Genomic DNA, 14,512 nt, shown 5'->3' with positions numbered 1-14,512 from the left:
TACACACTCAACATGTGCTGAGAGCTTTCTTCTATACTAATAGACGAAAGGGTGTGAAAATGATTTTTAAATGATACTGTGGAACGGAACAGTAGCCCTAGTATTGACTACTGTCGTTTCTATTCATATTGGCTATTCTAGGACTGAGATGAAAAAATCTATAAATGCTCAGAATAAAATTGAACCCGCAAATCTCCCCAAAACAATGGTGAGTCATGTACTTGTATTATTCCGAAAAAATACACCTCTGGTGCAGTGAGACAAATTGGTGTATCTTATAGTGGCTTCGTAGATGAAAGCTATACTCTACTATCACTCTTTGATGATGTAGAACAAATTGAAAAAGATAATAGACTTCAGACAGCTATTGATGTTGTCAGAGAACAGTTTGGTTTTTTAGCCATACAAAAAGGAACCGTCCTAACTGAAGGTTCCAGAAATATTGAACGCAGTAAACTTATCGGTGGTCATTCCGCGGGTGGATTGGAGGGATTAAAATGAAACAAGAAAAAAATACAGTACAATTTTCAGAAATCCGTAGCAAAGGATGTAATGATATTGAAATGCTTGAAAGATTTTTACATGGAATCGTTGAAACAGCAACTTCAAAACTTCGTCAGAGAAAACTCAAAACAACTGAAATATCGATACGACTAGTACATGCTAAATCTGAAAACCGATTACCATTGGAATTTACATTTAGCATTAAGCCAACAAGCTCATCTGTGATAATCTATACTGAGGTAATCAATCGCTTTAAAGAATGTTACACAGGTGGGGGAATTCAAGGTTTTACGATTCAATTTGATAAAAATACCCTTGCCTCTGCATAGAAAGGATTTGATATGATTGACCGTTCATATTTACCATTTCAATCAGCAAGAGAGTACCAGGATACAAAGATGCAAAAATGGATGGGCTTTTTCCTATCTGAACATGCATCAGCACTCTCTGATGATACAAACAAAGTAACGTACATGTCTGACTTATCACTAGAGAAGAAATTATTACTCCTCAGTCAAGTATACGCCGGGCAGCTACGCACACGCATTCAAGTGATTGAAAAAAACAAGCGTGTTTCCTACACTGGAACAATACCAAGTCTGACCAAAGATTTCATTTTGATAAAAACTACAACAGGTCACATCAATTTGAAATTAAAAGACATTATTAGTATTGAACTTGTCGAGGAGGTGCTCTATGAATCAGCTTGAGTTTCAGCGTAATCACCTACAAATGGACTATTATAGCGAGAGCTACCAAGATTTTGAACGTGACTTCTACCGCTACTCTAACATGAATATTCCATTGACCTTCCTAACTGATGATATCCTAAAAACAATGGCGACTTCACGTAAGAATTACTTTGTCCTCAATAAGGAAAAGTCCAGAGATAACCGCGATCACTTCTTCATATTTGAAGTAAGTACCGTAGATGAGAATCCGCTAATCTATCATTATACATATAAGAAAACTACAATATATTTAGCAGAAAAATAGGAGCAGTTCAATTGACTGTTCCTATTTTTAATATTCATAAAATCTAAAGTCTTTATACTCTTTAACAATGGAGTCGCCAACCAGAACAGACTATACTGACCAGCGACTACCTTAAATTTAATGTTTCAGATTTATTTTCTTATCTCTAATTTCATAAACTACATCTGCTACATTTTCGAGTAATCGTTTATCGTGGGTGATAAACACGATAGTTCCGGTGTACTCCTTCATTAGTATTTCCAAAGCCTCTAAACTTGGTATGTCAAGGAAGTTACTGGGTTCATCCATTATTAGGATGTTATATCTACCCATGAGCATTTTAGCAAGCAACAATTTTATAATTTCTCCACCGCTTAAAACAGATAAACTTTTTCCAATATCGTTCTGTTTGAACCCCATAGATGCTAGCACTGAACGAATTTCTGATATATTGTAGTCACAATCCTTCTGCATAAACTCCATAACATTCTGATTACTGTTGTACTTGTAACCATTCTGTGCAAAGTAACCTATTTTTGCCTTAGGCGAAATAGAAATTCCTTCTTCATGGTTTAAGATCATTTGGATTAAAGTTGTTTTTCCGATTCCATTACCACCAGTTAACGCCACTTTTGCTCCTAACGGAATTTGAAAAGATGCATTTTCAAACAGAGCCTTATCCCCAAATACTTTATTAATTTCTGCACCGACTATAGGGTATGGATTATGGAGCTCCAATGCTTTACTTTGCCTGAAACGAATTCTGCGAATGCCTTCCGGAGCTTCTACTTTTCCTAAGGCCGCAATCCTGTGCTCTAGGGTTTTAGCAGCATTATACATCTTTTTTCCTTACTTCCTATTGATTTTTGATGAGCTAAACGCCCTCCGTCTTCAGTACTTTTTTTCTTTGAAGAACCTTTTGCCTTCTGTTCTATTTTACGAGCCTGTTTTCGCTTTTCCTCCGCAGCCCTTTCCAATCGGGCACGTTCCGCAATAAATTGTTCGTATTCTGCAGCTTGGCTCTTACGTTCTTCCTCTTTCTGACGAAGATAATCAGAATAGTTTCCCCAATACTCAGTGATTTTGCCATCTTTCAGTTCCCATATTTTATCTACTATTTCATCAAGAAAATAGCGGTCATGGCTAATAACTAACAGTGCACCTGTAAAATATTTTAGCTGTCCTATTAGAAAATCAATTCCTTCACGGTCTAAATGGCTCGTAGGTTCATCCGCTAAAATACCATGAACCTGTGCCGATAAGGCCTGTGCTATTTTAAGCCTTGTTTCTTCACCACCGCTCATAGTCTGTATATTTAATTGCTCAACACCTAGCTTGCCTACAAGTGCAAAATCTTTTTCCTCCTGCAGAGTTACTTCGTCCAACTGGGGAATATAGGCAAGTTCACCCAGACGATTCATTTTACATCCTGGGGGAGTTAATTCTCCTAAAAGTACCCTGAGTAAAGTGCTTTTTCCAGCACCATTTGCTCCTACTAAACCAATACGGTCATAATCATATACTTCTAATTCATTTATATCTAAAACATCGCGTCCTTTGAATTCCACACGAATGTCTTTTGCTTTTAATATTAATTCCATAACATTTCCTCCTGTCTATAATCGCATGCTTTCATTTGCTTGTATGCAGGGAAAACCCTGCGATTTTAGCAGGAAGAGTTACATGAAAATAAGATACATAAATATTCCTCCAATATTGTTTATTTTAAATCTAATTTTCTAACCTCAGTTATCATTTGGCAAACTATAGCAATGCCAATAATTAAAATACCTGATAGTAAAAACCAATGATTTACACCGATTTTATCAGCAAAGAATCCAGAAAGAATTAACCCAATTGGCATAGCAAGTGACATGATACTTCCGATCAAAGAAAATACACGTCCTAAATATTCAGGCTTAATTTTCTCCTGAAAAAGAGCTGTTTGCACACCGCTATAAAATGGCACCGAAAGCCCCATTATTGCACAGCAAACTACGAATATTACAAATCCATTTGGAGGAAGTATTCCCGAAACGGCTAAACTGGTCCCCATTATAAAAAATGAACTTGTTATTAGTAATACATGCTTTTCGAAGCCCCCTAATCTTCCTAATAATAAGCCTCCTGCTAGCATCCCAAATGCAAAGGAAATTTCCGTAATAGAAATATGCACAGGCGTTCCATTAAAGTGTTCCATGCTTATTAAAGGAAATAGTGCATTGATTGGCATATAAACAAAAGTATATAGTGTTCCTAAGAGTAATAAGGCAAACAATCCTTTGTTTTGTCTCAGAACCACAACTCCTTCTTTCATCTCCCTTATGAAATTTGGTTCTAAACTTTGCACTTGATTACCCAGCTTAGGTATACGTACAATTGCTACCGTAATAGATGCAATCACAGCACCCAATACGTCGATGGCAATAATAGCATTTAAATCCCAAACGGAGTATAAGAGTGCTGCAACTGCCGGACTAACAATATAGCTTATAGACTGCAAAGACTGACTATAGCCTGCGCATTTCGTTAGCTGTTCTTCTGGTACTAAAAGTGGTGTAACCGCATTGAGTGCTGGGGTATGAAAAGCTGTTCCAATGCTACGGATAAACAATACTATCATAATCATCCAGACAGGTAGCTCCATACAGAATGCAACAATAGCAAGCACTGCACCAGCTGCTGCGATAATTAAATCGGCACCAATCATTATCTTCTTCCTATCATGACGATCCACTAGCACACCAATGGCAGGTCCCAAAATCGCATAGGGTAAAAAACCTACTAATGAAGCCATAGACAAGACCATCGCAGATCCTGTTTTTTCTGTAAGGTAAAAAATAATCGCCATTTGCAGGATGGCACTAGTGATTAATGATACTGCTTGCCCTGCCCATATTGCATAAAATTTTCGTTTCCAATTGTTGTATTTTTCCATTTATATTATCTCCTGCATATTATTTTGCTTGAATTTCTATTTTGAATAGCATTCTAGGCAATAAAAAATGCAGGCCAAACCCCACAATGTGGCTTTTGGTCTGCATACATACAATTTGGAAACATTCATATTAAAGACATAGTTAAATAAAGGTATAGTTAAATAACCAATATCCTCACCGTAACTAATGAATGCTCAATATCGTATAAATAAGCACAACAAAAAAGCCTATCATCGGGTATAGATTCTGCTTTTTTTATTGCCAGCTTATCTTAAACGCATTGAGGCTGTCATAGTTTCGGTTCCTCCTACATCTTTGTTTATATCAATTTATAGTATAACACAACAAGATGATATGTTCAATATAAAAGTTATGGAATGAGACTCATACTTCCAATTCGATGCCAGATTTAAAGGATATGACGAAGTTTTCTTCATAGACTGTAACGCTCTGGATTATCTTCCTTAGTAGCAAGCGATTAGCTTTCACAAAATCTTCTGTTTGTAGTTTTAAAAATTCATCAGGATTTTCTAACTCAACCTCAAAATATTTCATTTTACATTCCCTCATTTCATTTATTGATAAATTGAGTTTGCAAAAAAGAGTGGACAATTTTTGTCTACTCTTAACCTTTAAAATAGTTTTTTTAATCGATTTGAAGTTGCCTAAATTATTACTTATTCGGTAAAATGAAGTATTGCTTTCAACAGATTTCCTTCAACTACACTTCACTTGATTCAAACAAGGTGGGTACATTTCTATTCCCACAAACTCCTTGTCAATGGAAACAAACACGTACCCACAGGGTAAATGGAAATAGAAACTGATAATTTCTAGCTATCACTTCTACTCATTCCAAAAATTTTCTCACTCTGATACTTACCCACCATAAAGCAAAAAGCCTTGCAATCAAGGCTTTCATTATCCCTTTCGTTCAAAGGTTTCTAAGCTTTTACGAGCAGAGCGACACACTCAGCGGTTCGCTATCTCCGTTCTGTCTGCGTGCTAGCACTTGTCAATCACGGACAGCTATCGCATGGGCGGAAGTAAATGCTAATCTTCGTCGTTTTACTCCTTGACTAGCAAACTTACCGCCTCAACATGTGGTGCTAGTATACTCCTATATTAAAGAACGAAAGTAACTGAGTTGTTGTTTAAAATTAAAATGTAGAATGAAACTATTTTATAGTTACCATTTTTCAACTTTATAGCTGATAATTGTCACTTAAAAAATTTACTTGCTAACTTGTAAACTTGTTGAGTCTCTTTACTTTTAACGTCCCAACTACCAAATTCTTCTTTAATCAACTCTTTTATTATTCAGCTTTTTTCTCAATCAAATACCAACTAGGAATGATTTGCTTCATATCATCATACCATTCTAAAATTTCCTTAGCTTGATTTTGCATTACTGATATTTCTTCAACTCCGTAAGGAACAGACCATGGAAGAGCACCAACTATGTTATTTAGAATATAGATAGCAAGAAGTTTCCAAAATAAATCTGGAACCTTATGATCAAAATATCCATCTATCATACCAGAGGCAAAAGAAGGTGAAACTTGAGCAGACCATACAATACGATTGAATTCCTCCCAAGGATCTCCAAGGTCAAATCGATCAAAGTCAATGACATAAATATTACGATCTTCACCAATCATGAAATTCCCGATATGATAATCTCCATGTTGGAAAACCTGAGGTCTATCTTTTAATAATTCTCTATTTGCATTTAAAAAATCAATAAAAATCTGACCATTCTCGTATTGAACGGGGCATTCTTTGTATTTTTTGATTTTGTCATCAATTTTACGATTAAAAAAGGGTTCCCAATCTTCACGAACTTCTGTAACAGGAAGTGAATGAATTTTTCGAAGTATACTTCCTGCTTCTACTCCGTAAGTGTATTGTTGTTCTTTCGAAACAGTTAAAATGGTTTCTCTTGCATCTTTCCCGTCTATCCATTCGTGTAAAGAATGCACTTCATCATCACAGAGTTCTATACTAATCGGTTTACACATCGGAATTCCAAGAGAAGCTACTTTCTCCATCATATCATATTCAGATTTTTTAGAATCTAACTTCTCCTTATCAGAAACACGCAAGAAATATTTTTGCTGATTTTGATCTGTCACACAATATTTTTTATCATCTGACCAGCCTTTATTTATGGCTATCTTACTAATAAAATTCATCAAGCACTCTCCGATTCACTTTCCAACACTTCTTGCAGTTTTCACTAGTAACCCATCCAGTTCGTCTACACTTTAGTTTCCAATATGTAAAAATATCTTAATAATACGCTATCTAGTTGCTTTCCCTAATAATAAAGTTAAAATGTGTCTCACCGTATCTGAAAGCTGATAAACTAAATCGATATAAAATTCAGTTGATGATTTAATAATCATATCAATTGTTTTCATACTTTCTACTTCCTAATCAACTTTCAAATATATAGCGTTTTCATTATTTTCTTATCCTATTATATCATTATTCAAAATAAAAAACTGCAACTTACTAGTTGCAGTTAAACACAGATTTTCTTCCGTTCCTACTAGAAATTTATAAGTTAACATTTAGAATTTGTTCAGTTATCAAAGTTCATTTAGCTTTCTACTATGTAAGATTCTTGCTTGATAGCGGAGTAAATTTTCTATTCTACACCAAAAGCAAAAAGGATATATTTTTAATAAATTCCATTTGAAAACAATTCCTGTTCTATTATAGTAATGGTAATTCTAACTTTACACATGCACCATGTTTATTCGAGTTGTTTTCTAATATGATGCGTCCATTATGTAATAACATTATTTTCCAAGAATTATATAAACCTAAACCATAGTTTGTAGCTGAATGTCTACTTTTATCTCCACGGTAAAATTGCTCCGTTCCTCGTTTTAAATCCTCATTAGAAAATCCTGGGCCTTCGTCTATCACAGATATTGAAAGTATATTATCTGTAGTCATTATTAGTAATTCAATGTTGGATTTGTCTGGTGAATATTGAATAGCATTACTAAATATATTTTGAATGACTCTTTCAAATAATTGTACATCTATCATTACATCTGAATCTTCACAATTAATAGATTTAGATATAGTACGGTCATGTATTAGTGTAATCTCTCTCGCTATTTCACTAACTCTTTCGATTATTTCTGACACCTTTACTTTTTGTAAATTCAACGAGTTTAATTTAATTGACTGATTCATCTCCATCAGAGCTTTTGTATAATCTGATATACGTGTTGAATTTTTTATAATGTACGCTACATAATCTTTTTGTTCATCAGTTAGATCAGTTACCTTTAACAATTCAGCATTACCTTGGACAATAGAAACCGGAGTTTTTAAGTCATGCATTAATGCCGATATCTGACTTCTCTTATTCTCTTCTTTAATCCAATTCTCTCTTAATGAATCACTTAAGGCTTTTTTCATTATATCAAGGCTATTTAAGACATCATTAAATTCTTTGATATTTGAACTTCCTATTTCAAAGTCTAATTCATGGTTGGCGATTTTATCTGATGCATCTAGCATTGGAGATAATTGCCTTGTTATTCGTTTTGCCCAGATTAGAGTAGCCACAAATGCACTCATTAAAAAGAAAATGATTAATAAAAATATTAATAGTAAATCTATGCTAGGGAAATATTTTTCCATCCAATCATTATTGTAGCGTGGCTCTAGTGAATAATGGATTAATACATATCCATCATTCCTTTTAAATTCTATAAATGAAGAAGATGGAGTTGAAAATCCCTCATGATTGTGAAAATTCTTAGCTTTCAGTTGAATAGCTTCATCCATATTAGTTTTTATCACTTCACCATCTGGCGATAAAAACATATAGCTAGCTCCTTTAGGTATCAATGCTTCATCAAAGTCAATTTTATTTAAAATTTTATATTTATCTTCTTGTAATAAATTTTCTGTATGGTTAGCCGGAAGAATCAAACCAACACTATAAAACGCTGTAAAAGTTAATAAAGCTAGTACGATGGCACATCCTAAACCAACTCCAACAGTCATTAAGTATTTAAGAAATACTATTTTGAGCGACTGTCCTTTTCTAATTAATTCCATTTATAACCAATCCCCCAAACTGTAGAAATTGGATTTTCACCAAATTTTAAGAACTTTGCTCTAATATTTTTTACATGTTCTGATATGGCAGAAGAATCACCAATCCCATCAAATCCAAAAATCATTTCATATATTTGTTCTCTTGAAAAAACTTGTCCCTTTCTCTTTGCTAAAAGCTTCGAAATTTGATACTCAGACTTTGTCAGATGAATTTCTTCCTCCTTCACAAATACTTGATTGGAGGATAAATCAAATCTTATATTCCCTAGGTTTAAACTCGAATGTTTTTCTCTTTGTTCTCTTCTCAGATGAGCTTCTACCCTTGCTAACAATTCACCAACACCAAATGGTTTGGTAATATAGTCATCTCCTCCACTTAATAAGCCATCTACTATATCCGTTTCCATTGCTTTTGCAGTTAAAAAGATAATCGGACAATCCACTTTACTACGTATATTTTTACAATAGCTGATTCCATCAACCTCTGGCATCATTACATCAAGTAATATTAAGTCATATTTCCCCAAACTATTTTCATCAATATCTACCGTGGTTTGGTAAATATCAACAATATGATCTCCTTTTATTAAAATATTCTTGATTAGAGTCAGCATATCTAATTCATCATCTATAGCAAGAATTCTTGCCATACCAAACCACCTCCATATTTATAAATATTTTATTATTATTATACCATATTCCATTTACAAATACATTTAGAGCTATTATTCACTGATTGACTTTCCACCCCACCTATTGAACCATAATAAAGAGCCAGTAAAAATGACTACTGTAATAGGTATTGCTACATATCCCCACATGGTAAACTCTTTAATTAAATATGAGCTACCAGCCAATTCACTTCCAACAATATATGTTGCAGATAATCTCGATGCCCAAGTACAAGGTAAATAATACCAGATGTTTTCACCTAAATTGGTTATTGAAAGTAAAGCAATCAATGTTTCTACAAATCCCAATCCAATAGATGCACCACCACCTAACATAATTGATACCCACAAATGAATCATATATGTAGATAAACATCCTATAAAAACTAATAATAATTCAATTAACCAAGCCATAGTCCCTTGATTACCAAATAGCATTGCAAATATAAAAACTGCTAAACTTATAGAAAATAGGAAACTCAATAAGAGCATTATAAGTTTTCCACCATAAGCCTTGCTTCTGGATTTTGTAGTTGATAGAAGCACTTGAAATCGTCCCGCACTGGCTTCCATGTCAACAACCTTAGATGTAATAACACCACAGATTATTGGTAATACCGCTCCTAAAAGTACAAAATAATTCAGTATGATATCCATATCAGAAAAATTTTTTAGACTTGTCATAGTTGCTGCTCCATAAAATATTAGAGCATATAAAACAGGTAAGATAAAGTGAGCCCAGGGAATCCATGTATGCTTCAATTTATAAAACTCTGATTTCAATATATTCATCATTACTTCACCTCTTGCTTAGAAAACCATTTTGCAGTAATGAAAGTCAATAATGTAAACAAACATATTGATAAAATACAAGGAACAAGTAAGGATGTGTTTAAAATCATTGGATCTGATACTTCTGTTGGGATACCGTTCGGTAAAATACGCATAACGGGTACCATCAATCTAATCCCCCAAGAATAAGGGCAATAAATCCACATAGAACCGTCAGCTAACAAAATTCCTAACACAAGACCTAATACAGCGTTTACTACAATGCTTGCTATAAACCCAAACTTTTTAGCCAGGAAAAAACAAAATGGAACTTGCCATATGTTAGTTATAACCAATAATACACTTGCGAATAATAATGTCGTGAATGCATAGTTTCCTGTTAATTGTTCTCCAATGAAAAATTGAAAAACAAATACTCCTAGCATATGCAAAATAGCAGTTATACTTAGATAAATTGAAGCTGTTAATATTTTTGAAATCCATATCGTTTTTAAATCAATATTGAGTGGAAAAATTGCTCGGTAGTTTAATTTTCTCTCTTCTTTTCTATGCATCATTGCTGGTATTAAAGCGAAAGTTGCTGGCATAATCATCACATACCACCAATTATATGCATTTACACTAAAATATAATGGCATTAATACAAACGCAACAAGTAAAGATATAATTGGTGCAATAAATAATATCTTCAACAAAAAACTGTGTTTGTGTTTCAAAGTTTCTGCAAAAATATAATTTTTCATTAATCTATACTCTCTTTCCATTCTTTACAACATCCATAAAAAGTTCTTCTAAATTTTCATTATGATCAATGATGTTTTGATATTTTAATTCTCCATCATGAATAATTCCTATGTGATCTGCAGTATGTTCTACTTCTGCCAGAATATGGCTTGATAAAATCACTGTTATCCCTTTTTCAGGAAAACTACGTATCAAATCACGTAATTCTTGAATTCCTAATGGATCTAATCCGTTTGTCGGTTCATCTAGTATCAATAGTTTAGGATTATTTAATAAAGCAATTGCAATACCTAATCTTTGTTTCATCCCCAAAGAAAATTGACCGCTTTTCTTTTTTCCGGTATTTTTTAAATCTACAATTTCTAAAACTTCATCAATTCTTGCTTCAGGCAATCCAAGTAATAATGTTCTAACTTTAAGATTTTCTCTTGCACTTAAATTTTCGTATAAGGGTGGCATCTCGATTAAAGCACCAATATCTGATAAATCATTTCTACTCCATTCATGTCCTTCAAACATAATTTCACCTGACGTCTTGTGTAACATACCTGTAATCATCTTTAATGTCGTAGATTTACCTGCACCATTAGGTCCTAGTAATCCATATACTGAATTTTCCTCAATTTTTAATGACACATTATTTACAGCTTTTTGTTTTCCAAAAACTTTTGTTAGCTCATTTGTTTCTAAAATATATTTGTTCATATTTTATTCCTCCTTTAATCTTGTAAATAGTATAAAAAATAATTTTAAGGATTCTGTAAGGAAAAAATATTTTTAAAAAGTAGCAAGAAAATTCTAATATATTAAATGTTTTGCATTTTTTTCTTTAGTCTTTTATGCCATATTTCATATACTTCATAAATAAAAAAGGCAGAACCAGAGTTCTGCCATAAATAACCATTATTTATCTTACAACTTCAATCTCCACCTTACTCTAAATCAAATTTTAAGGAATTGAAGTATTCTCTTTTTAATCCTATAGATATGCCTATTCTGTTCGAGTTTCAGCTAAATATATTCTCCATTCAGCTAATTCTTCAGGCAAATCATAAACAGTTTTTCCATTACATTCATAGATTTCAGAGATTCCTGGTGAGGTCTTAGAAAAAGTTTTCCAAGCTGTCACTAGTTCTTCTACAAATTGAATATTATGAGGTTCAAAAAAGTCATTAAATTTCGATAGTTCTTTACTATAAATTGTCACAACATTATAGCTATCAAGCATGATCTCATCATGACTTTTATGCCCACCAAATCCAAACTTACTTAGTCCATCATTAACAAGCAAATCACCGTATCTAATCAACAGTTCTAGGCATTCCTCTCTTGAACAACCATCAATATAATAAACATCCTTATGGGATTCCTTGATAATATTCTTTGCTATTACTTTTTCTCTATCAATACTGACAGGCAATTCCAAAATAAAAAACAAGGGCTCGTCATGAATCGCAATAAAGTGTTGAAAAACCTCTAATATTTTTTCTGAGTGTACATTCGCCATCAAATGATGTTCAGTTAACTTTGTAAATGATTCAAACAGGTTTTCTACCAAGGTAACTCGGTGACCTTTTACTAAATTCAACATTATGCGTCCTCCAGAGTATTTAGACAATATCCACATTTATAATTACATTATACCATTAAACCCCTAAAAAGACTGCAACTTCCCAGTCACAGTCTCTTATAAATCTACCTCAGTTCCTTCAAGGAAAGTTATTACAATTTGTCCAGCTTCTGAAATAGATTGATAGCATGTCAGACTATAGTATCCAGAAGCCATACTTGAACTATTACTCTGATTCTTACCCTCTATTCGATTAGAGAAGCTACCTTCACGCTTTTCATTATTTCTTTCGTTCACTTTTAAGAGCAGAGAAACACTCTCAGCGGTTCGCTGTTACCGTATCGTTTCGTCGTAAATTCCTTACTCTAAGACAGCTGTCCCATGGGCAGAACATCTTCTTCTACCTCGCTGATGCTTCAGCTCGTACAAGCAGTGATACCGCCTCAACGTGAGTTTTAGAGGACTAAATGGAGTCTGAATTGCCTGATAGAGATGTAGTATTGATTAAGCAATCAACAAATAATGTACAAAACAAAAATAAAGTACACTGCTTAATGAGTGTACTTTATCCTTCTAATTCAGTTTTATCAATGGTTTAGCTCTAGTTAAGTCGATTAGTTAAATGAATTTAGACTATTGCTTTTTATAACGACCATAAATTGTATGCTTAATGCTATAATTTATCTTCCAAATCTACTTCTTCATAATTTATCGGAATTAAAGCAACTTCACTGCTTAGAGTAGATTGTTTTTCATTTTCACTTATTTGAATGGCATTTTTTAATGAAAAAATAACTTCTCTTACAAGATTTAATAAATCTAATGTACACTCTTGCAATTCAATTTCAGTTAGATATAATCTGCTTTCGTCATTGTCTTTATTTACATCAATAAAATTCAATGTAATATTAGTAAATCTATGCTCTAAATAATTTCTAATAGTTTTTAATAGCTTTGCGTGTGGATTTGCTGTTAAAGAATTATCACCATTATCAAAATCTTTCGATATCCAGAATATAGAAGACAAACCAATATTTTTATCCAACAATTTATTTAAATTACTATTTGTTCTCCAGATTGAATGAAAATTTACTTGTCGAGGCATGATTTTTAGACAATAATATTCATTTATAAGCATTGCTACTTTATCTAATAATGAATATAGTGTTTTAAAAGCTGCTTTTAATCCTTCAATTCTGATAGAGTATTGTACGTAGTCTAGACAATCAATAAGATTAACATACTCGTCAGCATAATGAACCGAATCAATCTCAATGCTATTAAAACAGAGATAACGCGCATAAACATATTCTTGCTTAATTTGATTAAACATAGAAAAATATTTGTTTAAATCTTTATCTGATTGAAATAATAAACTTGGTAGTAAAAGATTATCATCATATCTATTTATATCGTCAGCTTGTAAGTCATTAAGTGGATTAAGATACAGCCCGTTGTTCCAACACCATTCGCGATACTTTTGTGAATTAGGATTATAATCGATGGTTTTACAAGAGCATTCATCTAAGTCTTTATAATTAAGATATTGTTCGTAAAGTTCAATAAATCGCTTTTCTGCATAATCAACTCTGTTTGGATCTGAAACAGTTATACTTGTTTCTATTAAATTTTTAATTTTTTTAATAAAGTGAAGATGTTCGTTATCATTCAAAAAATTACGATAATGATGTAGACAAATAGCCAAGTTACCACTAGCCATTGTGAATCTTGGATTGATTTGTATACATTTACAATACATCTTAATAGCTAACTGTTTTCTACCACAAGCATCTAATAGATTTGCGTAATTGGTGTATAGTGAACATAATAATGGGTGAATAAAGCTATTGTTCTCAGGATCTATATCAATATTATTTGAAATTTCGATAGCTTTTCTAAAGTAATAAATTTGTTGAACTGTACAATCGGTATCTATGTTGAATACTAGGTTATTACTTAGTTCAAATATATCACCATATGCTGTCCCAATAGAATAAAATAATTGAATTTTGGAAATATCATCAATAGTATTTTCCATATTTTTTCCAAATTCTATTAGTCTATAGATTTCCACTATATTTTTATGTTTAAAAGCATTATCGAAATCCTTTGACAATTTAAGTACACTATGATTAATTGGATTATTTGTTAACATCTTCATCCTAAATATTTCGATTTTAAATTTGATTTTCCTTTATTTTCTTGTTCTTCAACTAACATATCAGATA

At 32.7% G+C, this 14,512-nt stretch carries 14 protein-coding genes and 1 pseudogene; 4 read left to right on the top strand and 11 right to left on the bottom strand.

Going from position 1 to position 14,512, the window contains the following annotated elements; all coding sequences use genetic code 11:
• Positions 1 to 255 precede the first annotated feature (255 nt).
• The 4 genes from SPAR10_RS08295 to SPAR10_RS08280 are packed head-to-tail and all read left to right on the top strand — an operon-like array spanning position 256 to position 1,500.
• A complete protein-coding gene (locus SPAR10_RS08295; protein WP_001813542.1) occupies positions 256 to 501 on the top strand; it encodes a hypothetical protein in 246 nt (81 codons plus the stop codon).
• Complete coding sequence (locus tag SPAR10_RS08290) at positions 498 to 833, top strand: DinB/UmuC family translesion DNA polymerase (RefSeq protein WP_000806926.1); 336 nt, start codon at positions 498 to 500, stop codon at positions 831 to 833. The genes SPAR10_RS08295 and SPAR10_RS08290 overlap by 4 nt, the downstream gene beginning before the upstream one ends.
• A gap of 12 nt (positions 834 to 845) precedes the next feature.
• On the top strand, positions 846 to 1,214 hold the full coding sequence (locus SPAR10_RS08285; RefSeq protein ID WP_000567222.1) for a hypothetical protein: 369 nt from the start codon (positions 846 to 848) through the stop codon (positions 1,212 to 1,214).
• Complete coding sequence (locus SPAR10_RS08280) at positions 1,201 to 1,500, top strand: DUF5960 family protein (protein ID WP_001072467.1); 300 nt, start codon at positions 1,201 to 1,203, stop codon at positions 1,498 to 1,500. Before SPAR10_RS08285 ends, SPAR10_RS08280 begins: the two co-directional genes overlap by 14 nt.
• Positions 1,501 to 1,617: 117 nt before the next feature.
• Here SPAR10_RS08280 and msr(D) read toward each other — a convergent pair.
• The 11 genes and pseudogenes from msr(D) to SPAR10_RS08225 form a co-directional block, all read right to left on the bottom strand.
• A pseudogene (gene msr(D), locus SPAR10_RS11090) lies at positions 1,618 to 3,080 on the bottom strand (ABC-F type ribosomal protection protein Msr(D)).
• A 119-nt stretch (positions 3,081 to 3,199) separates the two neighbouring features.
• The gene (gene mef(A), locus SPAR10_RS08270) at positions 3,200 to 4,417 is read right to left on the bottom strand and encodes a macrolide efflux MFS transporter Mef(A) (RefSeq protein WP_000417519.1); all 1,218 of its coding nucleotides are present in this window, start codon (positions 4,415 to 4,417) and stop codon (positions 3,200 to 3,202) included.
• 385 nt (positions 4,418 to 4,802) lie between these two features.
• On the bottom strand, positions 4,803 to 4,973 hold the full coding sequence (locus SPAR10_RS08265) for a hypothetical protein (RefSeq protein WP_000873143.1): 171 nt from the start codon (positions 4,971 to 4,973) through the stop codon (positions 4,803 to 4,805).
• Positions 4,974 to 5,734: 761 nt separating this feature from the next.
• Positions 5,735 to 6,613, bottom strand: coding sequence for an aminoglycoside phosphotransferase family protein (locus SPAR10_RS08260; RefSeq protein WP_004252845.1), 879 nt, complete (start codon positions 6,611 to 6,613; stop codon positions 5,735 to 5,737).
• Positions 6,614 to 7,139: 526 nt separating this feature from the next.
• Positions 7,140 to 8,507, bottom strand: coding sequence for a sensor histidine kinase (locus SPAR10_RS08255; RefSeq protein WP_004252841.1), 1,368 nt, complete (start codon positions 8,505 to 8,507; stop codon positions 7,140 to 7,142).
• Positions 8,498 to 9,157: a response regulator transcription factor gene (locus SPAR10_RS08250; RefSeq protein ID WP_004252839.1), complete on the bottom strand. Its 660-nt coding sequence runs from the start codon at positions 9,155 to 9,157 to the stop codon at positions 8,498 to 8,500. Before SPAR10_RS08250 ends, SPAR10_RS08255 begins: the two co-directional genes overlap by 10 nt.
• Positions 9,158 to 9,232: 75 nt before the next feature.
• Positions 9,233 to 9,973 carry a lantibiotic protection ABC transporter permease PcfG gene (gene pcfG, locus SPAR10_RS08245; protein ID WP_004252837.1) on the bottom strand — a complete coding sequence of 247 codons (741 nt, stop codon included), beginning with the start codon at positions 9,971 to 9,973 and terminating at the stop codon, positions 9,233 to 9,235.
• Complete coding sequence (gene pcfE / locus SPAR10_RS08240) at positions 9,973 to 10,713, bottom strand: lantibiotic protection ABC transporter permease PcfE (RefSeq protein ID WP_004252835.1); 741 nt, start codon at positions 10,711 to 10,713, stop codon at positions 9,973 to 9,975. The genes pcfG and pcfE overlap by 1 nt, the downstream gene beginning before the upstream one ends.
• A gap of 4 nt (positions 10,714 to 10,717) precedes the next feature.
• A complete protein-coding gene (pcfF, locus tag SPAR10_RS08235) occupies positions 10,718 to 11,419 on the bottom strand; it encodes a lantibiotic protection ABC transporter ATP-binding protein PcfF (RefSeq protein WP_004252834.1) in 702 nt (233 codons plus the stop codon).
• A gap of 286 nt (positions 11,420 to 11,705) precedes the next feature.
• Positions 11,706 to 12,305, bottom strand: coding sequence for a hypothetical protein (locus SPAR10_RS08230; RefSeq protein WP_004252832.1), 600 nt, complete (start codon positions 12,303 to 12,305; stop codon positions 11,706 to 11,708).
• A gap of 652 nt (positions 12,306 to 12,957) precedes the next feature.
• The gene (locus SPAR10_RS08225) at positions 12,958 to 14,445 is read right to left on the bottom strand and encodes an LA2681 family HEPN domain-containing protein (RefSeq protein ID WP_232672993.1); all 1,488 of its coding nucleotides are present in this window, start codon (positions 14,443 to 14,445) and stop codon (positions 12,958 to 12,960) included.
• Positions 14,446 to 14,512 lie beyond the last annotated feature (67 nt).

Origin of the sequence: Streptococcus infantis SPAR10, from assembly GCF_000279535.1 — a bacterium.
Classification (GTDB): Bacteria; Bacillota; Bacilli; order Lactobacillales; family Streptococcaceae; genus Streptococcus; species Streptococcus infantis_I.
The sequence above is the reverse complement of the archived record's forward strand: the minus strand, read 5'-3'. Positions and strand labels throughout refer to the sequence as shown.

Coding starts and splice junctions, on each gene's coding strand:
- SPAR10_RS08290 (WP_000806926.1), top strand. CDS start 498: ATGAAACAAGAAAAAAATACAGTACAATTTTCAGAAATCCGTAGCAAA.
- SPAR10_RS08285 (WP_000567222.1), top strand. CDS start 846: ATGATTGACCGTTCATATTTACCATTTCAATCAGCAAGAGAGTACCAG.
- SPAR10_RS08280 (WP_001072467.1), top strand. CDS start 1,201: ATGAATCAGCTTGAGTTTCAGCGTAATCACCTACAAATGGACTATTAT.
- SPAR10_RS08265 (WP_000873143.1), bottom strand. CDS start 4,973: ATGAAATATTTTGAGGTTGAGTTAGAAAATCCTGATGAATTTTTAAAA.
- SPAR10_RS08260 (WP_004252845.1), bottom strand. CDS start 6,613: ATGAATTTTATTAGTAAGATAGCCATAAATAAAGGCTGGTCAGATGAT.
- SPAR10_RS08255 (WP_004252841.1), bottom strand. CDS start 8,507: ATGGAATTAATTAGAAAAGGACAGTCGCTCAAAATAGTATTTCTTAAA.
- SPAR10_RS08250 (WP_004252839.1), bottom strand. CDS start 9,157: ATGGCAAGAATTCTTGCTATAGATGATGAATTAGATATGCTGACTCTA.
- pcfG (WP_004252837.1), bottom strand. CDS start 9,973: ATGATGAATATATTGAAATCAGAGTTTTATAAATTGAAGCATACATGG.
- pcfE (WP_004252835.1), bottom strand. CDS start 10,713: ATGAAAAATTATATTTTTGCAGAAACTTTGAAACACAAACACAGTTTT.
- pcfF (WP_004252834.1), bottom strand. CDS start 11,419: ATGAACAAATATATTTTAGAAACAAATGAGCTAACAAAAGTTTTTGGA.
- SPAR10_RS08230 (WP_004252832.1), bottom strand. CDS start 12,305: ATGTTGAATTTAGTAAAAGGTCACCGAGTTACCTTGGTAGAAAACCTG.
- SPAR10_RS08225 (WP_232672993.1), bottom strand. CDS start 14,445: ATGAAGATGTTAACAAATAATCCAATTAATCATAGTGTACTTAAATTG.